Annotated in this window: 20 protein-coding genes; 13 read left to right on the forward strand and 7 right to left on the reverse strand. The window is 71.3% G+C overall.

Going from position 1 to position 22,732, the window contains the following annotated elements:
* The first annotated feature begins 8 nt into the window (after window positions 1-8).
* On the forward strand, window positions 9-542 hold the full coding sequence (locus ACIG5F_RS21860; protein WP_396520118.1) for a DUF742 domain-containing protein: 534 nt from the start codon (window positions 9-11) through the stop codon (window positions 540-542).
* Here ACIG5F_RS21860 and ACIG5F_RS21865 read toward each other — a convergent pair.
* Entirely contained in the window at window positions 520-1,248 is a 729-nt protein-coding gene (locus ACIG5F_RS21865) for a siderophore-interacting protein (protein WP_396520120.1), read from the reverse strand. The genes ACIG5F_RS21860 and ACIG5F_RS21865 overlap by 23 nt on opposite strands.
* A 71-nt stretch (window positions 1,249-1,319) precedes the next feature.
* Here ACIG5F_RS21865 and ACIG5F_RS21870 point away from each other — a divergent pair, with 71 nt between their 5' ends.
* Window positions 1,320-1,817 (forward strand): phosphoribosyltransferase, encoded by a 498-nt coding sequence (locus ACIG5F_RS21870; protein WP_396520122.1) that lies wholly within the window; start codon window positions 1,320-1,322, stop codon window positions 1,815-1,817.
* 2 nt (window positions 1,818-1,819) lie between these two features.
* Window positions 1,820-2,335 carry an O-acetyl-ADP-ribose deacetylase gene (locus ACIG5F_RS21875; RefSeq protein WP_396520124.1) on the forward strand — a complete coding sequence of 172 codons (516 nt, stop codon included), beginning with the start codon at window positions 1,820-1,822 and terminating at the stop codon, window positions 2,333-2,335.
* 200 nt (window positions 2,336-2,535) lie between these two features.
* On the opposite strand, the gene ACIG5F_RS21880 is transcribed toward ACIG5F_RS21875, so the two are convergent.
* Window positions 2,536-4,116, reverse strand: coding sequence for a helix-turn-helix domain-containing protein (locus ACIG5F_RS21880; RefSeq protein WP_396520126.1), 1,581 nt, complete (start codon window positions 4,114-4,116; stop codon window positions 2,536-2,538).
* A gap of 93 nt (window positions 4,117-4,209) precedes the next feature.
* Between ACIG5F_RS21880 and pruA the strand changes: the two genes are divergently transcribed.
* Complete coding sequence (gene pruA / locus ACIG5F_RS21885; protein WP_396520128.1) at window positions 4,210-5,835, forward strand: L-glutamate gamma-semialdehyde dehydrogenase; 1,626 nt, start codon at window positions 4,210-4,212, stop codon at window positions 5,833-5,835.
* A gap of 88 nt (window positions 5,836-5,923) precedes the next feature.
* On the forward strand, window positions 5,924-6,853 hold the full coding sequence (locus ACIG5F_RS21890; protein ID WP_396520130.1) for a proline dehydrogenase family protein: 930 nt from the start codon (window positions 5,924-5,926) through the stop codon (window positions 6,851-6,853).
* A 150-nt stretch (window positions 6,854-7,003) separates the two neighbouring features.
* On the opposite strand, the gene ACIG5F_RS21895 is transcribed toward ACIG5F_RS21890, so the two are convergent.
* Both ACIG5F_RS21895 and ACIG5F_RS21900 read right to left on the reverse strand, forming a co-directional pair.
* The gene (locus ACIG5F_RS21895; protein WP_396520132.1) at window positions 7,004-7,822 is read right to left on the reverse strand and encodes a hypothetical protein; all 819 of its coding nucleotides are present in this window, start codon (window positions 7,820-7,822) and stop codon (window positions 7,004-7,006) included.
* A gap of 103 nt (window positions 7,823-7,925) precedes the next feature.
* A complete protein-coding gene (locus ACIG5F_RS21900; RefSeq protein WP_396520134.1) occupies window positions 7,926-8,378 on the reverse strand; it encodes an Lrp/AsnC family transcriptional regulator in 453 nt (150 codons plus the stop codon).
* A gap of 111 nt (window positions 8,379-8,489) precedes the next feature.
* Between ACIG5F_RS21900 and ACIG5F_RS21905 the strand changes: the two genes are divergently transcribed.
* The 3 genes from ACIG5F_RS21905 to ACIG5F_RS21915 are packed head-to-tail and all read left to right on the forward strand — an operon-like array spanning window position 8,490 to window position 11,138.
* On the forward strand, window positions 8,490-9,302 hold the full coding sequence (locus tag ACIG5F_RS21905; protein ID WP_396520136.1) for a tryptophan 2,3-dioxygenase: 813 nt from the start codon (window positions 8,490-8,492) through the stop codon (window positions 9,300-9,302).
* Window positions 9,295-10,470 carry a kynureninase gene (gene kynU / locus ACIG5F_RS21910; RefSeq protein WP_396520138.1) on the forward strand — a complete coding sequence of 392 codons (1,176 nt, stop codon included), beginning with the start codon at window positions 9,295-9,297 and terminating at the stop codon, window positions 10,468-10,470. Before ACIG5F_RS21905 ends, kynU begins: the two co-directional genes overlap by 8 nt.
* The gene (locus ACIG5F_RS21915; protein ID WP_396520140.1) at window positions 10,467-11,138 is read left to right on the forward strand and encodes an alpha/beta hydrolase family protein; all 672 of its coding nucleotides are present in this window, start codon (window positions 10,467-10,469) and stop codon (window positions 11,136-11,138) included. Before kynU ends, ACIG5F_RS21915 begins: the two co-directional genes overlap by 4 nt.
* Here ACIG5F_RS21915 and ACIG5F_RS21920 read toward each other — a convergent pair.
* Window positions 11,126-11,992 carry a hypothetical protein gene (locus tag ACIG5F_RS21920; protein WP_396520142.1) on the reverse strand — a complete coding sequence of 289 codons (867 nt, stop codon included), beginning with the start codon at window positions 11,990-11,992 and terminating at the stop codon, window positions 11,126-11,128. The two genes, ACIG5F_RS21915 and ACIG5F_RS21920, sit on opposite strands and share 13 nt — an antisense overlap.
* A gap of 327 nt (window positions 11,993-12,319) precedes the next feature.
* Between ACIG5F_RS21920 and ACIG5F_RS21925 the strand changes: the two genes are divergently transcribed.
* From ACIG5F_RS21925 to ACIG5F_RS21945, 5 genes are all read left to right on the forward strand, one after another.
* Window positions 12,320-15,151: a BTAD domain-containing putative transcriptional regulator gene (locus ACIG5F_RS21925; RefSeq protein WP_396520144.1), complete on the forward strand. Its 2,832-nt coding sequence runs from the start codon at window positions 12,320-12,322 to the stop codon at window positions 15,149-15,151.
* Between the two features lie 340 nt (window positions 15,152-15,491).
* On the forward strand, window positions 15,492-16,532 hold the full coding sequence (locus ACIG5F_RS21930) for a UDP-glucuronic acid decarboxylase family protein (RefSeq protein ID WP_396520146.1): 1,041 nt from the start codon (window positions 15,492-15,494) through the stop codon (window positions 16,530-16,532).
* On the forward strand, window positions 16,529-18,352 hold the full coding sequence (locus tag ACIG5F_RS21935; RefSeq protein WP_396520148.1) for a glycosyltransferase family 2 protein: 1,824 nt from the start codon (window positions 16,529-16,531) through the stop codon (window positions 18,350-18,352). The genes ACIG5F_RS21930 and ACIG5F_RS21935 overlap by 4 nt, the downstream gene beginning before the upstream one ends.
* A 28-nt stretch (window positions 18,353-18,380) precedes the next feature.
* Window positions 18,381-19,433 carry a UDP-glucose 4-epimerase GalE gene (gene galE / locus ACIG5F_RS21940; protein WP_396520150.1) on the forward strand — a complete coding sequence of 351 codons (1,053 nt, stop codon included), beginning with the start codon at window positions 18,381-18,383 and terminating at the stop codon, window positions 19,431-19,433.
* Between the two features lies 1 nt (window position 19,434).
* On the forward strand, window positions 19,435-20,760 hold the full coding sequence (locus ACIG5F_RS21945) for a UDP-glucose dehydrogenase family protein (protein WP_396520152.1): 1,326 nt from the start codon (window positions 19,435-19,437) through the stop codon (window positions 20,758-20,760).
* 83 nt (window positions 20,761-20,843) lie between these two features.
* Here the strand turns inward: ACIG5F_RS21945 and ACIG5F_RS21950 are convergent, their stop codons facing one another.
* Window positions 20,844-22,052, reverse strand: a complete 1,209-nt coding sequence (locus ACIG5F_RS21950) for a right-handed parallel beta-helix repeat-containing protein (RefSeq protein ID WP_396520154.1) — start codon at window positions 22,050-22,052, stop codon at window positions 20,844-20,846.
* Between the two features lie 113 nt (window positions 22,053-22,165).
* Window positions 22,166-22,732 (reverse strand): vitamin B12 dependent-methionine synthase activation domain-containing protein (locus ACIG5F_RS21955; RefSeq protein WP_396520156.1); only part of this gene is annotated, 567 nt, incomplete at its 5' end.

Below are 22,732 nucleotides of genomic sequence, written 5' to 3' on the forward strand. Positions count from 1 at the left end.
GGGTGGAGATGAACACCGAGGACTGGGGCGAAGACCCCGCGGAGAGCACGTTCGCGGACGTGCTCAACGGCTTCACGCTCAACGGCGGCGGCGGTCGGGACCGACGCCGCCGCAAGGAGCCCGACGGCCGGCACGCCGAGCCGGACCAGCCGGTGCAGCGGCCGCCGGCCGACCAGCCGCCGGCCGCCGAGCAGGACGAGTCGTCGGCCGCGATCGTGCGCGCCTACGCGTGGACCGGCGGGCGGACCCGGTCCGAGGTGCCGTTGCAGATCGAGACCCTGGTCTCGACCAGCGAGCTGGGCAGCACCACGACCGAGCCGTTGCAGGCCGAGTACCGGGCCATCGCCGAGCTGTGCGCGCAGACCCGGTCGGTGGCCGAGATCGCCGCGCTGCTGTCGATCCCGCTCGGCGTGTCCAAGGTGCTGGTGGGCGACATGGCCGGCCTCGGGCTGGTTTTTGTGCACGCCGCCGACGCGGCCGGCGACGGCGTGCCCAACCTCGGTCTGATGGAGCGGGTGCTCAGCGGGCTGCGGCGGCTGTAGCGCGCTTCTCGGCCTGGAACGCGTCCTCGTGCAGGCCGCGCCGCCAGTAGCCGGAGATCGACAGCTGCTCGCGGTCGAGGCCGCGGTCGCCGGTCAGGTGGCCGCGCAGCTCCTTGACCAGGCCCATCTCGCCGTGCACGAAGGCGTGCACGCGGCCGGTCGGGAAGCTCAGGCCGCGCACGGTCTCCACGACGTCGGCCGGGTCGACCCAGCGGACCTCGTGGGCCAGCGCCTGCGGCTCGGCGCTGCCGACCACCGCGACCACGTTGGCCGTGGGGGACAACGAGTCGATGGCCGCGCCGATCGCCGGCAGCGCGCTCTCGTCGCCGATCAGCAGGTGCCAGTCCGCCGTCGGGTCCGGGGCGTAGGCCCCGCCCGGGCCGAGGAAGTACAGCTCGTCGCCCGGCTTGGCGTTGGCCGCCCAGGGTCCGGCCAGGCCGCTGTCGCCGTGGTGCACGAAGTCGATCGTCAGCTCGTCGCGCTCGGCGTCGTGTGCTCGGATCGTGTAGGTGCGACGGGGTGGCAGCTGGTCGCGGGGGAGGTCGTCGAGGTTGTCCGGGAAGCCGTCCTCGCCGGGGAACAGCAGCTTGACGTAGCGGTCGGTGAAGCCGTTGTCGACGGTCAGGCCGTCGCCGCCGAAGGTCACCCGGACCATGTGCGGCGTGATCCGCTCGCTGCGGCGGACCTGGATGCGGGTCGCTCTCATCGGCCCAGCTTAGCCTAACCTTATATGTAGTTGTAAAGCTATAACTGTCTCCGGTCGTTAGGCTACCCGCCATGAACGACCAGCGTGAGGTGCTGACCTGGGAGCTGTTCGGCTCCGCCAGCCGCGAGCTCGCCCAGACCGTCGCCGACGACGGCTTCGAGCCCGACCTGCTGCTGTCCATCGCCCGCGGCGGCCTGTTCGTCGCCGGCGCCCTGGGCTACGCGCTGGACGTCAAGAACCTGCACGTCATGAACGTCGAGTTCTACACCGGCGTCGACCAGCGCCTCGACCTGCCCGTCATGCTCCCGCCCGTGCCCAACGCCGTCGACCTGCACGGCGCCAAGGTCCTCGTCTGCGACGACGTCGCCGACACCGGGGCAACGCTGAAACTCGTCCGCGACTTCTGCGCCGACAAGGTCGCCGACGTCCGCTGCGCCGTCGTCTACGAGAAGCCCCACTCCACCGTCAAGTGCGAGTACGTCTGGCGCCACACCGACCGCTGGATCAACTTCCCCTGGTCCACCCTGCCCCCGGTCGTCGAACGCCGCGGCCAGGTCCTGGACGCCTGACCATGCCCATCGAGATCGTCGAAGGGGACATCACCGCCCAGCAGGTGGACGTGATCGTCAACGCCGCCAACACCTCCCTGCTCGGCGGCGGCGGTGTCGACGGCGCCATCCACCGCCGCGGCGGGCCCGAGATCCTCGCCGAGTGCCGCAAGCTCCGCGCCGGCCACTACGGCCGTGGGCTCAAGGTCGGCCAGGCCGTCGCCACCACCGCCGGCCGCCTGCCGGCCCGCTGGGTCGTGCACACCGTCGGTCCCGTGTGGTCCGACACCGAGGACCGCTCGGCGTTGTTGGCCGACTGCCACCGCAACTCCCTCCGCGTGGCCTCCTCACTCGGTGCCGCCACCGTCGCCTTCCCCGCCATCTCCACCGGCATCTACCGCTGGCCCCTCGAATCGGCGGCCGAGATCGCTCTGTCGACGGTCGCCGAGGAACTGGCGCTGGACACGTCGGTGCGGACGGTGCGCTTCGTCCTGTTCGGACGCGCCGCCTACGACATCTTCCACTCCCACCTACCCTGACACCCCCCTTTTCTGCCACATGCGCTTCCCATTTGGCGTCACATGCCACATGGGAAGCGCATGTGGCGCACCCCCGGCTTTGATGCCACATGCGCTTCCCATGTGGGTTCAGATGCCACATGGGAAGCGCATGTGGTGAAAGGGGAGTGGTTGGCGGGGTGATGGGCGTTTGTGGAGCGGGACGCCGTCGCGGCGCGGTGTCACTTCGTGAGGCGGAGTTGGAGTTGGGCGACGAGGCGTTGGTCGGGGTCGTCGAGGTCGAGGCCGCTGAGTTCGCAGGCGCGGCGGACGCGGTAGCGGAGGGTGTTGGGGTGGACGTGCAGGCCGGCGGCGGCGGAGCGGACGTCGCCGAAGGCGTCGAGGTAGGCCAGCAGGGAGCGGCCGATGTCGGTGCCGGCCAGGGGATCGAGGCGGGGATCGCGGATGCGGGGGTTGTCGGAGAGCAGGGTGAGGGTCTCGCTGAGCAGGACCTGGGTCCGCACGTCGGCGAGGGCGGCGACGGTGACCTCGGGGCGGGCGGCGATGGCGTCGAGGACGCGGTCGGCCTCCTGCCGCGACACGGGCACGTCGGCGAGGCCGGCGACGACGGAGCCGATGCCGGCCTGGACGGTGAGCCCGAGGTGCCGGCTGGTGGCGGAGACGGCGTCCCGGGTCATGGCGGTGACGGCGCCGGCGTCGGAAACCTCGGGCAGCAGCACGTAGACCCGGCCGCCGATGGGGGTGACGAGCGCGGACCGGCGGTACGAGGCGGCGTGCACGGAGATGATGCTGATCATGTCGGCCCGGTGCAGCTCGACCTCGGATCGGGTGCGATCGGTGCTGCGCAACAGGAAGGCCACGACGGCGGCGGGTTTCCGCGGGTCGGCGCCGATCTGGCCGGCGACGGACACGCCGGTGATGCGGCCGTCGAGCACTCCGGTGAGCAGGTTCTCCCGCAACCGAAGCCCGGCGCTGGCGGTGTTGCGGTGCTGCACGAGGTGCAGGGCGGTGATCCGGGCGGCCCCGAGCAGCGCCCGGTCGGCGTGCTCGGCCAGGGGATGGCTGCCCTCCTGCACCCACACGGTGCCCAGCGGCTGCGACCCGGCGTGGATGCCGACGGCGATCCGGCGCTTGATGCCCAGCTCGGGCCGGGCGTCGATGTGCACGACGTCCTCGCCGGAGCGTAGCCGCTGGTAGACGCCCCATTCCCGGAGCATCTTGAGGTACGGCTCCGGCCCCTGCCGGCCGAGGATGGACAGCCGGCGCAGCTCATCGACCTCGTCGGAGGACCGCGAGTAGGCCAGCACACGGTTGGCGGTGTCCTCGATGCTGACGCTGCCACCGGTCAGCGCGGCGATGGTCTGGGCCAACGAGAACAGGTCGCCGAGCACCTCGCCGGCGTCGGCGTCGGCCGTGCCGCGGGCGGTGCTGACCACGTTGCGTGCCAACGACTCCAGCTGTTCCCAGCGCACTTCGGAGCGCACGTCGAGCAGGGCCACACCGGCGTCGGCGGCGGCTTGGCGCAGCGGCTCGGCGTCCTTGACGGCGACGGCGGTCGCCCCGCGCTTGCCGGCGGCCCGCACGTGCGCGGCGGCGGACTTGCCGCGGGCCCCGATCACCAGCACCAGGTCGCCGGGGCGGGAGTCGGGGGCGTCGTCCGGGTCGAGGATCACCACGTCCCGCACCTCGGCGTCCAGGCCGTCGGGCGCGGTCAGCACCTCGACGAACGGCTCGCCGAGGGCGAGCAGCAGCTGCTGGATGCTCGACCGGCTGATGGCCCACTCCCTTGTACGTTCGGACAACCCGATGTCGCCAAGCTTAGCCGTTCGAACAACACGCCGCCGGGCGAGGCTGCATAGCCTTTGGCCATCGACGACGTCGCCGAAGGAGTGCCAGTGGATGCCGTGACGCAGGTCCCGACCCCCGTGAACGAGCCGGTGCTGCAGTACGCGCCGGGCAGCCCGGAGCGGGCCGAGCTGTCGGCGAAGCTGGTCGAGCTGGCCAAGGAGCAGATCGAGCTGCCGCTGACCATCGGCGGCGAGCAGCGCATGGGCGGCGGCGAGCGGGTCGACGTCGTGCAGCCGCACAACCACCGCGCCGTGCTGGGCACCTTCGCCGCCGCCACCCAGGCCGACACCCGCGACGCGATCGCCGCCGCCAAGGCCGCCGCCCCGGCGTGGCAGGCCATGCCGTTCGACGAGCGGGCCGCGATCCTGCTGCGCGCCGCCGACCTGCTGTCCGGCCCGTGGCGCGCCACCCTCAACGCCGCCACCATGCTCGGCCAGTCCAAGACCGCCATTCAGGCCGAGATCGACGCGGCCTGCGAGCTGGCCGACTTCTGGCGCTACAACGTGGCCTTCGCCCGCGAGTTGCAGGCCAAGCAGCCGGAGAGCTCGAAGGGCGTCTGGAACCGCACCGACCACCGGCCGCTCGAGGGCTTCGTCTACGCGATCACGCCGTTCAACTTCACCGCCATCGCCGCCAATCTGCCGACCGCCCCGGCGCTGCTGGGCAACGTGGTGCTGTGGAAGCCGTCGCCGACGCAGACGTTCGCCGCGCACCTGACCATGCGGCTGCTGGAGCAGGCCGGCATGCCGGCGGGCGTGATCAACCTGCTGACCAGTGACGGGCTGGCCGTCTCCGAGGTCGCGCTGGCCGACCCGGACCTGGCCGGCATCCACTTCACCGGCTCCACCAGGACCTTCCAGCACCTGTGGTCGGCGGTCGGCGCGAACATCGCCAACTACCGCAGCTACCCGCGGCTGGTCGGCGAGACCGGCGGCAAGGACTTCGTGCTGGCGCACCCCTCGGCCAACGTGGACGTGCTGCGCACCGCGCTGGTCCGCGGCGCCTTCGAGTACCAGGGCCAGAAGTGCTCGGCCGCCTCGCGGGCCTACATCCCGCGGTCGGTGTGGGCCAAGCTGCGGGACGGCCTGGTCGCCGAGACCGAGGCGCTGACCATGGGCGACGTCACCGACCTGAGCAACTTCATGGGCGCGGTGATCGACCGACGCTCGTACGACAAGCTGGCCGGCGTGCTGGACCGGGCCCGGACCGACAGCAAGCTGGAGGTCATCGCCGGCGGCGCCGCCGACGACTCCGACGGCTACTTCGTGCGGCCGACCGTGGTCGTGGGCGAGGACCCCTCGCACGACGTGTTCACCACCGAGTACTTCGGCCCGGTGCTGGCCGTGCATGTGTACGAGGACAACGACTTCGACTCGGTCCTGTCCACTGTGGACTCGGCGTCCCCGTACGCCCTGACCGGCTCGATCATCGCCGACGACCGGGCCGCCGTGGTCAAGGCCTCGCAGGCGCTGCGCTTCACCGCCGGCAACTTCTACGTCAACGACAAGCCCACCGGCGCGGTCGTCGGCCAGCAGCCCTTCGGCGGCGGCCGGGCGTCGGGCACCAATGACAAGGCCGGCTCCGTGCACAACCTGCTGCGCTGGGTCAGCCCCCGGTCGATCAAGGAGACCTTCGTCGCCCCGACCACCGTCCGTCACCCCCACCAGGGGTGATTTCGCCACATGTGGCGCACATTCGACGCACAACGTCACATGTGCGCCACATGTGACACAAACTCGATCGCAGAGAGTGAGGGAAACCATGCTGCGCGCCGCTTTGCTGGCCGCCGCCCGCTCGCCGCTGGCCCGCCAGGCCGTCGAGCGCACTCCACTGGCCAAGCCGGTGGTGCGCAGGTTCGTGGCCGGGTCCTCGCTGGGTGAGGCCGTGGACGTGACCGCGTCGCTGATCGGCGACGGCCGCAAGGTCACGCTCGACCACCTCGGCGAGGACACCACGGACGCGGTTCAGGCCGCCGCCACGGTGCACGCCTACGAGCGGCTGCTGGCCGAGCTGGGCAACACCGGGCTGTCGACCGGGGCCGAGGTCTCGGTGAAGCTGTCGGCCGTCGGCCAGTCGCTGCCCAAGGACGGCGAGAAGATCGCCCTGGACAACGCCCGGCTGATCTGCGAGGCCGCCGCCGCCGTCGGCACCACGGTCACCCTGGACATGGAGGACCACACCACCACGGACTCCACCCTGGGCATCCTCGGCGACCTCCGCGTCGACTTCCCGTCCACCGGCGCGGTGCTCCAGGCCTACCTGCGGCGCACCGAGCAGGACTGCCGCGACCTGTCCGGCGTCGGCTCCCGCGTGCGGCTGTGCAAGGGGGCCTACAAGGAGCCGGAATCCGTTGCCTACCAGGACAAGTCCGAGGTGGACCGCTCGTACGTGCGCTGCCTGCGGATCCTGATGGCCGGCCAGGGCTACCCCATGGTCGCCTCGCACGACCCGCGCCTGGTGGCCATCGCCGCCGACCTCGCCGACGCCACTGGCCGCACCCCCGACACCTACGAGCACCAGATGCTCTACGGCGTCCGCCCCGACGCGCAGCGCCAGATCGCCGCCGCCGGCAAGACGCTGCGCGTCTACGTGCCCTACGGCGACCAGTGGTACGGCTACTTCATGCGCCGCCTGGCCGAGCGCCCCGCCAACGTCGCCTTCTTCCTCCGCTCGCTGGCCACCCGCGGCTGACCCCCACCCCCCATTTTCGCCACATGCGCTTCCCATGTGGGTTCAGACGCCATATAGGAAGCGCATGTGGCGTTCAAGCCGGGGGATGCCACATGCGCTTCCTATATGGGTTCTGGTGCCAAGTGGGAAGCGCATGTGGCGGAAAAGGGGTTAGATGGCGCCGACGATCTGGATGACGGTCTGGGCGTAGCCGATGTAGGTCTTGACCTCGTTCAGCAGACCGACGAGGTCCCAGCTGGCGTTGGAGCTCCAGCCCCAGCCGTAGCCGTGCTGCATCATGTTGTTCCACGCGTTCTTGATGGCCGGGTTGTTGCCCGACTGGTTGAAGTCGTAGTCCCGGCTGCCCGGCTCGAACGTGCCGGCCACGTGGCCCTTGTCGCTGAACACAAACGCGGTGCCGGCGCCGGTCGGGTCGCTGATCGCCATCACGATGCCGACGTTGTACGACGTCGCGCCGGACACGTGGAAGTGCCCGGAGAAGTTGTACGAGCCGTCCGGGTAGACGGTCAGGTTGGCCCAGCCGCCGACGGGCACGCCGCCGCCGAAGACGATGGTGGCGGGAATGACGATGTGGGCGCTGAGCAGCCGGCCGGCGGCGGCGGCGTTGTCGGCGCGGGCGTCGTCACGGCGCTGCGGCACCACACACACGTGGTCGTTGGCGACGGCCTCGCGCCACACGTAGCCCTGCACGCAGGTGTCGGGCCCGTAGGGACCGGTGGGGTTGACCCGGGACGCCGCCTGGGCGTTGTCGTCCTGGGTCTGGGCGCGCCGGTCGGAGGTGACGCACACGTGGTCGTTGGCCTTGGCCTCGCGCCAGACGTAGCCGAGGATGCAGGTGTCCGGCCCGTACACCGGCTGCGCGGCCGGCGAGGCGGTGTGCGCCGGAGCGGCGACGGCGACGCCCCCGCCGATCAGGCCGAGCAGGCTCAGCACGGTGGCGGCGGCGACCGCGATCAGTCGTCGAGACATGGTTCCCCTCAGATGTGATTGGTCATCCTTGCGGAACGGAAGTGAAGTGGCCGAGCGTCACCGACCAGTCACGAATTCGAGGGCGCCGCACCTTCGGGCAGCCTCAGCCGAGCGCCGCTCGGGTGACCGGCCGGGGCGGGGCCGGCCAGGAAAGGATCATGGCGCTGGAGGTCTCGCCGTAGCCCCACAGGCGTTCCAGCACGGCGGTCAGCTGCTGCACGTCCCGGGCGGCGATGTGCACGATGGAGCAGACGTCGCCGGTGAGCCGGACGATGGACAGGATCTCGGCGAAGTCGGCGACCCGCTCGGGTCGCAGGGTGATGCAGCGCGGCCCGTAGCAACGCATGGACACCAGGGCTTGCACGCCGAGCCCGACGGCGGAGACGTCCACGGTGGCGCGGTAGCCGGTGATCACGCCGGCCTCCTCCAGCCGCCGCACCCGCTGGGCGACGGTGGGCGCGGAGACGCCGAGGCGGCGGGCGAGCTCGTTGAACGAGGTCCGGGCGTCGGCCTGGAGCTCGGTCAGCAGTCCCCAGTCGAGGTTGTCCAGCTCCATCTCACGAGTGTAAGCCGCAACCGCTCCCGTCTTTACGACCGGAAGCGAACAGGCGGCCGCGACCACGCGGCGGCCATTCCCCGTGTCACTCGATCGAGCGACGATGGCGGGGTGAAAACCGAGCCGAAGCTGGAGTTCGCGGAGGCGAGCCCGTACGACCGGTACGTGCACGCCTCGGTGCTGACGTCCCTGCAACAGCCCTGGTCCGACGACCCGGCCGAGATGGCGTTCCTGATCACCACCCAGGTGATGGAACTGTGGTTCACACTGCTCGTGCACGAATGGCGCACCGCCCGCGACGCGCTGCGCCAGGACCGCCTCGGCGACGCGCTGGCGGCGCTGCGCCGCAGCCAGCCGCAACTCAAGGCGCTCAACGCCTCCTGGCAGCCGATCGCCTCGCTGACCCCGGGCCAGTTCAACTCCTACCGCTCGGCGCTGGGCGAGGGCTCGGGCTTCCAGTCGGCGATGTTCCGGCAGCTGGAGTTCGTGCTGGGGGACAAGAGCGCAAGCCTGCTCCAGCCGCACAAAGCCGTGCCGCAGGTGCACGCCGAGTTGGCGAAGGCGCTGCACGAGCCCAGCCTGTACGACGAGGTGCTGCGCTACCTGCACCGCCGCGGCTTCGACATCCCGGCCGAGGTGCTCGATCGCGACGTCTCCCAGCGCTACCAGGAGAATTCGGGCGTGGAGGCGGTGTGGACGCGGATCTACCAAGATCCACGGCATGATGACCTGGTGACCCTGGGAGAAGCACTGACCGACGTCGCCGAGCTGGTCGGCCGCTGGCGCACCGACCACCTGCTGGCCACCCGCCGCGCCATGGGGGCCAAGCCGGGCACCGGCGGCTCGGCCGGTGTGGCCTGGCTGGAGAAGCGGGCCAACAAGGTCGTGTTCCCCGAGCTGTGGACGGCCCGCAGCCATGTCTGAGCTGAGCAGCCGCGCCGAGAAGGCCGACGCCTACGACCCCCTGGCCGCCAAGCGGGACCTGTTCGACCTGGACGACGGCGTGATCTACCTGGACGGCAACTCGCTGGGCGCGCTGCCCCGGCACGTGCCGGCCCGGGTCGCCGACGTGCTGAACCGGCAGTGGGGCCGGCAGCGCATCCGGGGCTGGACCGAGGAGGGCTGGTGGGACGCCCCGCAGCGGATCGGCGACCGGATCGCCCCGCTGATCGGCGCGGCCCCGGGCCATGTGGTGGTCGGCGACTCGACCAGCGTCAACGTCTTCCGGGCGGTGATCTCGGCGCTGCGCATGACCCCGGGCCGCAACGAGATCCTGGTCGACGCCACGACCTTCCCGACCGACGGCTACGTCGCCGCGTCGGCGGCCCGGCTGGCCGGGGCCACGATCCGCCCGGTTGAGCCGAAAAACGTGCCGAACGAGCTAGACGGCGACACCGCGGTGGTGCTGCTCAACCACGTGGACTACCGTACGGGCCGCCTGCACGACATGGGCGCCCTGACCGCCGCCGCGCACGCCGCCGGGGCCCGCGTGGTCTGGGATCTGTCGCACAGCGCCGGGGCGCTGCCCGTCGACATCACCGGCCACGAGGTGGATTTCGCGGTCGGCTGCACGTACAAGTACCTCAACGGCGGGCCCGGCGCCCCGGCGTTCTTCGCGGTGCGGCCGGATCTGCTGCCGGGGCTGGACCAGCCGCTGGGCGGTTGGTGCTCGCACCGCGACCCGTTCGCCATGGAGCCGGATTACGTTGCCGCGGAAGGGATCGCCAAGGCCCGCGCCGGCACGCCGGAGATCGTCTCGCTGCTGACCCTGGACGCGAGCCTGGACGTCTGGGACGACGTGGACCTGTGGCTGCTGCGGGCCAAGAGCCTGGCGCTGACCGAGTTCTTCGTCGACTGCGTGGCCGAGCTGGCCCCGGCGGCCAAGAGCGTCACGCCGACCGGCGAGGACCGGGGCAGCCAGGTCTCACTGTCCTGTGTGGACGCCGAGCGGGTGATGACCGAGCTGATCGCCAGGGGAGTGGTGGGCGACCACCGCCCGCCGGACCTGCTGCGGTTCGGCTTCACGCCGCTGTACACGCGGTTCGCGGACGCCTTGCGGGCGGCGGAAATCCTCGGTGAGATCCTGGCATGAGGACTGCGGTCTACGGCGAGCATGCCGACAATCTCGTCGACGTCTGGGACACCGACTCCGACACCGTGGCGGTGCTGGTGCACGGCGGCTACTGGCGCGTGCGCTACGACCGTTCGTACCTGGCGCCGTTCGCCGAATACCTGCTGGCCCAAGGGCTTTCGGTGGCGTCGGTGGAGTACCGGCGGATCGGCAACGGCGGCGAGTGGCCGGTGCTGCACGAGGACGTGAACGCCGGCGTGGACAAGGTCGTGGAACTGTTCCCCGGCAAGCGAATCGTGCTCGTCGGCCACTCGGCCGGCGGGCACCTCGCGCTGCTCGCGGCCGACCGGCCGGGCGTGGCCAAGGTGGTGGCGTGCGGCGGCCTGTGCGACCTGGCCCGGGCCCACGAGCTGGGGCTGAGCGCCAACGCCGTGACGGAACTGCTGGGCGGCGACCTCGGTCGGCTGGCGGAGGCGGATCCGATGAACCGCGTGCCGCCGCCCGTGCCCGTGACCCTGCTCCACGGCGATGACGACACCCACGTCCCGCTGGAGCTTTCCCGGCGCTACGCCGACAAGAGCGGCGCCGAGTTGGTGGTGCTGCCCGGGATCGGCCACTTCGAGCCGGTCGAACCCGGGGCAGCGGCCACGGTGCGAGCGATTCGATCCGAACAGGGTCAGCGGCGGTAGGTGTACACGGTGATGTCGGTGTTGCACGGGCTCGGCGGCAGCACCTCGACCCGCAGCTCACCGGTCGCGGTGTCGTAGTCGACGCCCTCGGCGGTGTACGCGCCGACGCAGGCGCTGGCCAGCGGCAGCTGCCCGAGCGAGGTGACGTGCGCCTTGACGTCCTGGCCGCGCAGCGGCCGCTGGAGGTCGATCTGGAGCAGCGGCTTGCTGGTCGGGTAGAGGTCGTTGTTGGAGTCGTCGGACGCGCAGATCAGCCGGGTCGAGGTCACGAAGTCGCAGCCCTGGAGGTTGCGGACCGGCTTGTCCAGCAGCACCTTCGCGGCCAGCGGGAGGGCGCCGCCGCCGGCCGGCAGCGACGTGTTCAGTATCGGCGCCGGGAACACCAGCAGCCGGTCGACCTGGGCCAGCTCGCTGGACACCAGCCACTGCCCGTCCGGGGTGACGGCGGTGTAGGCGTTGGCGTTGGGCACGACCTCGTCGGGGCCGAGGGCGTGGGTGTACTCGTACTGCTGCCCGGTCGGCGTGGTCACCAGCATCATCTTCTGCGTGATGGTGGCGGTGGTCTGCTGGTAGGGGTCGAAGACGTAGCCGCGCAGCGAGTCGGGGTCGCCGATGTGGCCCCACCCCTCGGCCTTCAGGGTGGCCGGGATGGTGTTGCCGGCGGTGTAGTAGACCTTCACGGGCTGGCCGGGGAGTCGGACCGTGGCCACCCCCTCGCCGCCGACGGCCGCGCTGACGGTGGTCTTGTCCACCACGTGCCAGGAGTCGTGGTGGGCGTCGTTGGCCAGTGCCGCGGGCGCGGCGAGCGCGGTCAGCAGGGCCGCGGACAACACGGCCGTCACGCCACGGATCATCGAGCTGCCTCCTTGAAGCCGATTTCGACCTGGAAAAGCTAGAAGGCGGTCGTGACCGCGTCAATGACGCGTTTTCGCTGTTCACGTCGGTGAACGAAACGGGACCCGCTTCTTGGCTCATGATGACGTCAGCGCCAACTGAAGTTCGTGTACGTGAAATGCGAAGCGCGAAATGGAGCAGTGAATTCCGGCGGATGAACGACGGGTGGCCGCCGACTGACCGTGACCCGGCGGTCACGCCACGGGGCCGATGAACGCCGTTCACTCACCCGTTCGGGTATAGCGTTGAGGCCACCTGGTACCGCTCTCACGCACGGAGTCCTGGCGTTGACGATCATCGAGGAGACGGCCCACCTCCGCATCGGCCTGCTCGGACCGGTCCGCGCCTGGCGGGGCGGGGCCGAGGTGCCGGTGGGCCCGCCGCGGCAGCAGGCGCTGCTGGCGGTGCTGGCCACCAACGCCAACCAGGTGATCTCCCGGGCCGAGCTGATCGACGCCATCTGGGGCGCCGAGCCGCCGGCCAGCGCCGTCGGCAGTGTGCACACCTACGTCGCCGGCCTGCGCCGAGCCCTGGAGCCGGCCCGCAAGAGCTTCCAGGTGCTGGTCAGCGCCGGCTCCGGCTACAGCCTGCGGCTGGCCCCCGACGACATCGACGCCGAGCGCTTCGCCCGCCTCCGCCAGGCCGCCCGCGCGCTGCTGGCCGACGGCGACGCCGAGGCCGCCCTGGCCGAGCTGGACCGGGCCCTGGCCCTGTGGTCGGGCACCCCGCTGGGCAGCATCGGCGGCCCGTTCGCCGACGTCGAGCGGCACCGGCTGGCCGAGCTGCGGCTGGACGTCATCGAGGAGCGCGCCGGCCTGCTGCTGGCGCTGCGCCGGCCGGCCGAGGTGGTCAGCGAGCTCAAGGCCGTGCTGGCCGACCACCCGCTGCGCGAGTCGACCCGGGCGCAGCTGATCCGGGCGTTGCACCGGCAGGGCCGCACCGGCGAGGCCAAGGCGGTCTACCAGGCCGGCGCCCGCCTGCTCGACGACCGGCTGGGCGTGCAGCCGGGGCCGGCCCTGCGGTCGGTGTACGAGAGCCTGCTCACCGCCGCCGAGCCGGCCGAGGACTCGCTGCTGCCGCGGGTCGTGCCCTCGCAGCTGCCGCACGACACCCGCCGGTTCACCGGCCGTGGCGAGGAGCTGCGGCGGCTGGACGCCCTGCTGCCGGTGGCCGGGGCCGTCACCACCGGCGGCACCGTGGTCATCACGACCATCGAGGGCACCGCCGGAATTGGAAAGACCTCGCTGGCCGTGCACTGGTCGCATCTGGTCCGGGACCTTTTCCCGGATGGCCAGATCTATTTGAACCTGCGCGGATTCGACGTCGCCGACAAACCCGTGCAGCCGCACGACGCCCTTTTCACGCTGCTGTCGGCCTTTCGGGTGCCGGCCGAGAAGATTCCGCGGACCACCGCCGAGCGCAGCGTGCTGCTGCGCAGCGTGGTCGCCGGCCGGCGGATGCTGATGGTGCTGGACAACGCCGTGTCCACCGACCAGGTCACCCCGCTGCTGCCGGCCAACCAGAGCTGCGTGGTGCTGGTGACCAGCCGCAACCGGCTGGACGGCCTGGTCGCCACCGGCGACGGCCGGCAGCTCACCCTGGGCCTGTTCGACGAGGTCGACTCGGCGGCGCTGCTGGCCAGCTACCTCAGCCCGGAGCGGGTCGACGAGGAGCGCGAGGCGTTTGACCAGCTGCTGGCCCTGTGCGCGGGCCTGCCGCTGGCGTTGAGCATCGTCGGCGCGCGGGCCTGGTGCAGCCCCAACCTGCCGCTGGCCCAGTTCGTCGACGAGCTGACCGACGCCCACTCCCGGCTGGACGCCCTGGACACCGGCGACGACGCCGCCTCCAGCGTGCGGGCGGTGTTCTCGTGGTCCTATGCCGCGCTCAGCCCCGAGGCCAAGAGCATGTTCCGGCGGCTGGGCCTGCACTCCGGGCCCGACGTCAGCCGGCACGCCGCCGGCGCCCTGGCCGACGTCACCGAGGACGAGGCCCGCCAACAGCTCGACGAGCTGGTCCGGGCCCACCTGCTGGAGCTGCGCGGCGACGGCCGCTACCAGTTCCACGACCTGCTGCGGGTGTACGCGGTGGAGCGGGCCGAGAGCGACGAGACCGCCGCCGAGCGGGACGCCACCGCCCGGCGGTCCGTGCGCTGGTACCTGCACGCCGCCAACGAGGCTGACCGGCGGATGCTGTCGTTCAAGCCGGTGCACTCCATCATCGACCCGCCCGCGCACTGGACCTTTCACGAGCAGGACGACCCCGAGCAGGCCAAGGCCTGGTTCGGGGCCGAGGAGACCAACCTCGTCGAGGCCGTGCGGCGGGCCGTCGAACTCGAGGAGCACTCGGTCGCCTGGATGCTGCCGCAGACCCTGTCCAGCTACTGGTACGTGCACAACAAGCGCTGGGAGCTGTGGAGCGAGATGCTCCAGATCTCCCTGCGCCACGCCGTTCTCGACGGCGACTTCGGCGGGCAGGCCTCCGCGCACTCCGTGCTCGGCATCATCGCCAACGACCTGCGCCGCTACGACGAGGCCGTCGACCACTACCAGCAGGCCATCGCGCTGTTCCCGCGGATCGGGGAGAAGTGGCTGGAGGGCATCACCTACAACGCCCTCGGCCACACCTACGTCAGCATGGGCCGGCTGCCCGAGGCCATGGCCGCGCTGCGCTCCGCGGCCGAGGCGTACGAGGCGATCGGCAACACGTGGGGCCGGGCCTGGGCCTTGCAGGGCACCGCGTCGGCCTACAACGCCATGGGCGACCACGAGAAGGCGCTTGAATACGGCCGAAAGACCCTCGATGCCTGGCACGACGTCGACTACAAGCACGGCATCGGCTCCGGCCTCAACCTGATGGGCGAGATCCACCTGGCCGCCGGCAACTACGACGAGGCCGTCGACTTCTACGACCAGGCCGTGCAGGCCCGACAGTCCATCAACGACCGTTTCGGCCTGGCCAACGCCTTGCAGGGCAAGGCGTTGGCCGCGCAGCGGGCCGGTGACGTGGAGGCCGCCCGCGAGTCCTACCGGCTGGCCCTGCCCATTCTCACCGCGCTCGAGTCCCAGGATCTGGCCGTGGTCGAGCAGCAACTGGCCCAACTGGACGCCGACCAGCCGTAGCAACGCGATCCACCCCCACCGGCGCCGCGCCCCGGCGCCGGTGTCCGCGCGCGTCCGTGATTGACACTTGACAGTGCCCTCGGCGAATTCACGCGCTATCTCCAGGGAATTCCCAGGTTCAGGTCATTCGTACTCAACAGTTACGGAATACGTGTGCTCTGACCTGGGAGAAACGGTTTTCTCAGCGTTGTGGTTCAGATCACAATTCCGGTCGCCCGGCTGTTCGCTACGATTCAGACGAACGGCCTGGTTTGCGGATTCCCTGATCCGCGCGGGCCTGTTATTCGACTCCACTGTCGTGGTCTCCACATTTTCCTCCCCACCCCTGCTCGGAGGTGCTGTGAAGCGCGTCGTTGTCACGGGAGGGGCCGGATTTCTCGGCTCCCATTTATGTGACGCCCTCATCCAACGCGGTGACGCCGTGGTGTGCGCCGACGACCTGTCGACCGGCCGCCTGGACAACATCGACCACCTGCTCGACCTGCCGGCCTTCACCTTCGCGCACATGGATGTCAGCGAGGGGCTGGAGGTGTCCGGGCCGGTCGACGTGGTGGCCCACCTGGCCAGCCCGGCCTCGCCGCCGGACTACCACCGCAGTCCACTGGGGACACTCGCGGTCGGCAGCCGCGGCACCGAGCACGCCCTGCGGCTGGCCGCCCGCGAGCAGGCCCGCTTCCTGCTCGCCTCCACCAGCGAGGTCTACGGCGACCCGGCCGTGCACCCTCAGCGCGAGGACTACTGGGGCAACGTGAACCCGATCGGCCCGCGCAGTGTCTACGACGAGGCCAAGCGGTTCGCCGAGGCGCTGACCATGGCTTACCGGCGGTCGGTGGGCGTGGACACCGGCGTGGTGCGCATCTTCAACACCTACGGCCCGCGCATGCGGCCGCACGACGGGCGCGTGGTGACCAGCTTCATCACCCAGGCGCTCAACGGCGATCCGCTCACGATCTACGGCGACGGCAGCCAGACCCGCAGCTTCTGCTACGTCGACGACCTGGTCCGCGGCCTGGTGGCGATGATCGACTCCGACGAGCCGGGGCCGGTCAACCTGGGCAATCCCCACGAGCGCACGGTGTCCGAGCTGGCGGCGGCGGTGGTCGCGCTGACCGGGTCGTCCTCGCCGGTCGAGCACCACCCGCTGCCGGTCGACGACCCCACCCGTCGCCGGCCGGACATCGGCAAGGCCCGGGCCGTGCTCGGCTGGCAGCCGCGCGTCGACACCGAGGAGGGCCTGCGCCGGACCGTCGACTGGTTCCGGACCCGCATGGACGAGGTCGCGGCGGCCGCGCCCATGGTGGCCGGCGAGCAGGTCGGCGGCGCGGGCGTGCCCGCCGCGAGTCCGGTTGCCGCCGGGCCGGTGGCGGTCGGCCGGTCGTGAGCACCCAGAGCCTGGAAGAGGCCCCGCTGTCGGCCATCCGCGAGCTCTCCGGCGGGAACGTGGTGGACATCCGGGCCAGCGGCCCGACGCTGGCCCGCGCCGAGGGCAGCCGGCGGCGACTGGACCGGCAGGCCCTCGTGCCGCTGGTCGGCCGCCGGGACCGGGTGCTGATCGCCGTGCTGAGCGCCGCGTGGCTGGCCTGCCTGGTGTGGTTCTGGACCTGGTGGCTGCGCCCCGAGCACGTGGTGACCTGGCCCGGCCTGGTGATCAACAGCGTGCTGCTGCTCTACCTGTCCTACCAGCCGGTCTACTTCGTGATCGCGGTCAACCGGCTGCGGGGCGTCGACGTCGACGCGACCGTGCCGCTGCTGCGGGTGGCCTTCGTGGTCACGCGGGCGCCGTCGGAACCGTGGACCGTGGCGCGCCGGACCCTGACCGCCATGCTGGCGCAGGACTTCCCACACGACTACGACGTGTGGCTGTGCGATGAGCAGCCCACCGAGGAGATCACCGAGTGGTGCGAGCGGCACGGCGTGCAGATCTCCACCCGCTTCGGCGTCGCCGCCTACCACCGCACGCAGTGGCCGCGCCGGACCCGGTGCAAGGAAGGCAATCTCGCCTACTTCTACGACCGGATCGGATACGACCACTACGACGTGGTGGCCCAGCTGGACTGCGACCACGTGCCCGCCGCCACCTACCTGGCCGAGATGGTGCGGCCGTTCGCCGACCCGGCCGTCGGATACACGGCGGCGCCCAGCGTCTGCGACTCGAACGCCGGCCGGTCCTGGGCGGCGCGCGGCCGGCTGTACTGCGAGGCGACCTTCCACGGACCGTTCCAGCTGGGGCACAACGCCGGGCTGGCGCCGATCTGCATCGGCTCGCACTACGCCGTGCGCACCCGGGCGATCAGGGACGTCGGCGGCATCGGACCGGAGCTGGCCGAGGACTTCTCCACCAGCTTCCTGCTCAACGCCGGCGGCTGGCAGGGCGTGTTCGCCATCCGCGCCGAGGCCCACGGCGACGGGCCGCCGACCTTCGCCGCCATGCTCGTCCAGGAGTTCCAGTGGTCCCGCAGCCTGACGACGCTGCTGTACGGGCTGGTGCCGCGCAACGTCGGCCGGGTGCCGTGGTGGCTGCGCGTCCGCTTCCTCTACGTGCTGCTCTACTACACCCTGCTCGCCACCACCATCGTCGCCGGGCTCGCGCTCGCCCCGATCGCCGCGATCACCGGGATGCCCTGGGTCAATGTGGACTACGTCAGCTTCCTGGCCCACTGGTGGTCGCTGTCGGCCTGCCTGCTGCTGCTGATCGCGGTGCTGCGCCGCCGCGGCCTGCTGCGGCCGACCCGGCCGCCGATCCTGAGCTGGGAGAACTGGCTCTACTGCCTGACCCGGTGGCCGTACATCGCGTGGGGCGTCGTTTCCGCCGTCCTGCAACGCCTTCGTCCACAGCAGATCACCTTCAAGGTCACGCCCAAGGGCGAGGGCGGCCTGGAACCGTTGGCCACCAGGCTGATCCTGCCCTACCTCACGGTCAGCACGGTGATGGCCGCCGCCGCCGTCACCGGCGAGCTGACCACCAGCGCGGTCGGCTACGTCTTCCTGTGCACGCTCGCCGCGATCACCTACGCCGTCGTGACGTTCGCGGTGTGCCTGCTGCACGCGAACGAGGCGGCCCGGACGGCCGGGGTCGGCCGGCGGCAGGCCGTCGGCGCCACGGTCCGCGCACCGCTGCTGCTGGCGTGCTGCGCGCTGCCGCTGGTTGGCGTGGCCGTCGTCGAGTTTCCCGCGTACCTGAGCCAAGTCCTCGGCTGGTGACAGCGATTCCGGAAGGCGGTCCCACCCCATGACGATGACCGTGCTGGTCACCGGCGGCGCCGGCTTCATCGGCAGCCACACCTGCGTCGAACTGCTCGCGTCCGGCTGCGACGTGGTGGTCGTCGACGACTACTCCAACAGCTCGCCCGCCGCGCTCGACCAGGTGCGCGCCCTGGCCGGTCGTCCGCTCACCGTGTACCGGGCCGACCTGCGTGACCGGGTCGCGCTGGACGCGGTGTTCGCGGCGCACCCGATCGACGCGGTGATCCACTTCGCCGCGAAGAAGGCGGTCGGCGAGTCGATGGACATCCCCCTCGACTACTTCGACATCAACATCGGCGGCACCACGAGCCTGCTGCGCGCGATGTGGGCGCACGGCGTGCACCGGCTCGTGTTCTCCTCGTCCTGCTCGATCTACGGCGCCTCGGCCAAGACGCCGCTGGACGAGGACGAGCCGGCCGCGCCCACCAACCCGTACGCGCTGTCCAAGTGGACCTGCGAGCAGCTGCTGGCCCAGGCCTGCCAGCGGTATCCCGAGCTCGCCGTCATCGCGCTGCGCTACTTCAACCCGGTCGGCGCCCACCCCAGCGGCCTGATCGGCGAGGACCCGCTCGGCCGGCCCAACAACGTCATGCCCTACCTGATGCAGGTGGCCGTCGGGCGGCTGGAGCGGCTGCCCGTGTTCGGCGACGACTACCCCACCCCCGACGGCACCGCCATCCGCGACTACATCCACGTGTGCGACCTGGCCGAGGGGCACCGGCTCGCGCTGGAACACCTCGGCGACGCCACCGGCCTGCGGGTGTTCAACCTGGGCACCGGGGTCGGCGTCTCCGTGCTCCAGCTGGTCGAGGCGTTCGGCCAGGCCTGCGGGCGGCCGATCCCGTTCCAGATCATGCCCCGCCGGCCGGGCGACGTGGCCCGCCTGATCGCCGACGCCGGCCGGGTCGAACGGGCCTGGGGCTGGCGCACCACCCGCGGCCTGGCCGACATGTGCCGGGACGCCTGGCAGTTCCAGAAGCTCAACCCCGACGGCTACCGCGGGACCACCGCCCCCGTCCTGTCCACTTCGGAGACGTGACATGCGGATCACTGTGATAGGCACGGGCTATCTCGGCGCCGTGCACGCCGCCTGCATGGCCGACATCGGCCACGAGGTGCTCGGCGTCGACGTCGACGTGGCCAAGATCGAGGCCCTCGCCGCCGGCCGCCCGCCGTTCTACGAGCCGGGCCTGTCCGACGTGCTCGGCCGCACCGTCGGCTCGGGCGCGCTGCGCTTCACCACCTCGCTGGCCGAGGCCGCGGAGTTCGGCGACGTCCACTTCGTCTGCGTCGGCACACCCCAGCTGCCCGGCTCGCACGCCGCCGACATGACCTACGTCAACGCCGCCGTCGACGGGCTCGGCCGGCACCTGACCCGGCCGACCCTGGTGGTCGGCAAGTCCACCGTCCCGGTGGGCACCGCGGCGGCGCTGGCCGCCCGGCTGGCCGACATCGCCCCCGTCGGGGCCGACGCCGAGGTGGCGTGGAACCCCGAGTTCCTGCGGGAGGGCTTCGCGGTGCAGGACACCCTGCGCCCGGACCGGCTGGTGGTCGGGGTGCGGTCGTCCGAGGCCGACGCCCTGCTGCGGGCGGTGTACGAGCCGATGCTGGCCGTCGGCACCCCGTACATCTGCACCGACCTGGCCACCGCCGAGCTGGTCAAGGTCTCGGCCAACGCGTTCCTGGCCACGAAGATCTCCTTCATCAACGCCATCGCCGACGTGTGCGACGCCGCCGGCGGCGACGTCGTCACGCTGGCCGACGCCATCGGCCACGACGAGCGGATCGGCCGCCGGTTCCTGGCCGCCGGCCTCGGCTTCGGCGGCGGCTGCCTGCCCAAGGACATCCGCGCGTTCATGGCCAGGGCCAAGGAACTGGGGGTGTCGGACGCCCTCGGCTTCCTGGCCGAGGTCGACGAGATCAACATGCGCCGCCGCCGCCGCGTCGTCGAACTGGCCCGCGAGCTGGTCGGCGGCTCCCTGCTCGGCCAGAACGTGGCCGTGCTGGGCGCGGCGTTCAAACCCGACAGCGACGACGTCCGCGACTCGCCCGCGCTCAACGTGGCCGCCGCCATCCAGCTCCAGGGGGCCAACGTGCGGGTGCACGACCCCGAGGCCATCGACAACGCCCGCGCCGTGTTCCCCAGCCTGGACTACACCCGGGAAGTGGCCAAGGCGTGCGAACGCGCCGACGTGGTCCTGCACCTGACCGAGTGGCAGGAGTACCGCGACCTCGACCCGGACACCCTGGCCCAGGTCGTCAGCCACCCCCGCATGCTGGACGGCCGCAACGCGCTGCCGGTGGACCGCTGGCGCGCGGCGAACTGGACCGTCCGCGGCCTGGGCCGGGGCCGAGCCCTGGTCTGACCCAGGCGGCTGGGCGGTCCGGCGTCTCGTCGCACTCGTCGAGGTCGGGGGACTCGGGGCGACCCGGGTCCCCCGACCCGTGCTCAGCGGCCGGCGTTCGGGGGCTGGATGTCGTTGTCGTTGGCGGCGGCGGCCGGATCGACGGTGATCGGCGCGCCCGGCCCGGTGACCGTGTTGTCGTGGACCCGGGCGCCGGAGACGTGGCCGGCGACGGTGATGCCGCCGTACCAGCCCGGCCGGCGCGGGGAGTTCTCGCTGGTGTTGTCCTGAACGGTGTTGCCGGTGTTGGCGGTGCCGGCCCGGGTGGCGTACAGCAGGAATCCGGCGCCGTCGTTGTCGTAGGCGCGATTGTGCCGCAGAACCGAGTCCGACACGTTCTGGTCGAGGTCGAACCCGTCGCCGTCGACGGTTCCGCCGGTGCGGTTGTCGTGGGCGACGCTGTTCTCGATGACGATTCCGGTCGAATCGTAGGCCCAGATCCCGGCCGGACCTTCGGGGGCCGAACACAGCCAACCGTTGTCGTGAGCGGTCGACTTTTCGATATGGCCACCGCGAACACTGCCGAGCATGATTCCGTTGCCGGTGTTGCGGGTCTTGTTGGTCTCGTCGCCGGAATTGTTGTACGCCTCGACCGAGCTGATGCTGACGTTCTCGTTGGCGTAGGACGGGGTGCTCATGCTGAACGCCGGCCCGTAGATGGACAGGCCCGCCTCCACGTTGTCGTGCACGGCCGAATCGGTGACGACGACGTCGCGGAATCCCGCCGTCGCCCCGCCGACCTCGACGCCGTTCTTGAACCCGCTCACGTCCACCCGGCTGATCCGCACCCCGTCGAGCGGCCCCTGACCTGCGGTGTCGTGGTAGAAGGAGATGCCGCCGGCCGTGCGCCGGGCCGCCGGCCCACCGGTGACGACGAGGTCGTGGATGTCCAGGCCGGCCGTGTTGTGCGCGTAGATCCCCCAGTCTCGCGCGCTGGACACAATCGCCCGGCCATCGCCGTAGGAACCGATGTTGACCGGTGACGCGGCGTTTCCAGCGTCTTTTCCGTCCAACAGCAGTGGGCCCTCGAATCTGGCCCCGCCCCTGAGCAGGACGGTGTCGCCGGGGTTCAGCAACGCCTCGTTCACGCGGTTCAGCGTCCGCCAGGCCGATTCCGTCGACAGGCCGCTGGAATCATCCGATCCGGCCGGGTCGACGTAATAGGTCCGACCGGCCGAGGTCGCGCACGACGGGGTGGAAAACAGTCCGAGGCCGACGACCAGCGCGACGGCGGCGGACCTGCGGTTCGCCATTGGTCAATGGTAACCCGGTGGCCCGGTTCGCTCACCTGAAAGATCGCCCCGAACTTCGGGGCGATCCGCCGGAACCTCCATTCGGTCTGTCTGTGAGCGCGACTCGCGAGGGTTCAGGAGGGGTCGTAGGCGAGGTTGGGGCGGAGCCAGCGCTCGACGACGGACAGGGGCAGGCCGCGGCGGGTGGCGTAGTCCTCGATCTGGTCGCGGCCGAGGCGGCCGACCGTGAAGTACTTCGACTCCGGGTGGGCGAAGATGAGGCCGCTGACGCTGGCGGCGGGGGTCATGGCGTAGGACTCGGTCAGGGCCATGCCGAAGGACTCGGCGTCGAGCATCTGGAACAGGTCGGCCTTCTCGCTGTGGTCGGGGCTGGCCGGGTAGCCCAGGGCCGGCCGGATGCCGCGGAAGCGCTCGGCGTGCAGGTCGGCCAGCTCGGGCTGGGCGTCGGGCTCGAACCACTCGCGCCGGGCCTGGAGGTGGATGTGCTCGGCGAACGCCTCGGCCAAGCGGTCGGCCAGCGCCTTGACCATGATCGCCCGGTAGTCGTCGCCCGCGGCCTCGTATGTGGCCGCCAGGTCCTCGGCCCCGAGGATGGTCACGGCGAAGCCGCCGAGGTGGTCGCCGGCCGGCGCGATGTAGTCGGCCAGGCACCGGTTGGGCCGGCCGTCGGGCTTCTCGGT

Origin of the sequence: Kutzneria sp. NPDC052558 (assembly GCF_044547355.1) — a bacterium.
Lineage (GTDB): Bacteria > Actinomycetota > Actinomycetes > Mycobacteriales > Pseudonocardiaceae > Kutzneria.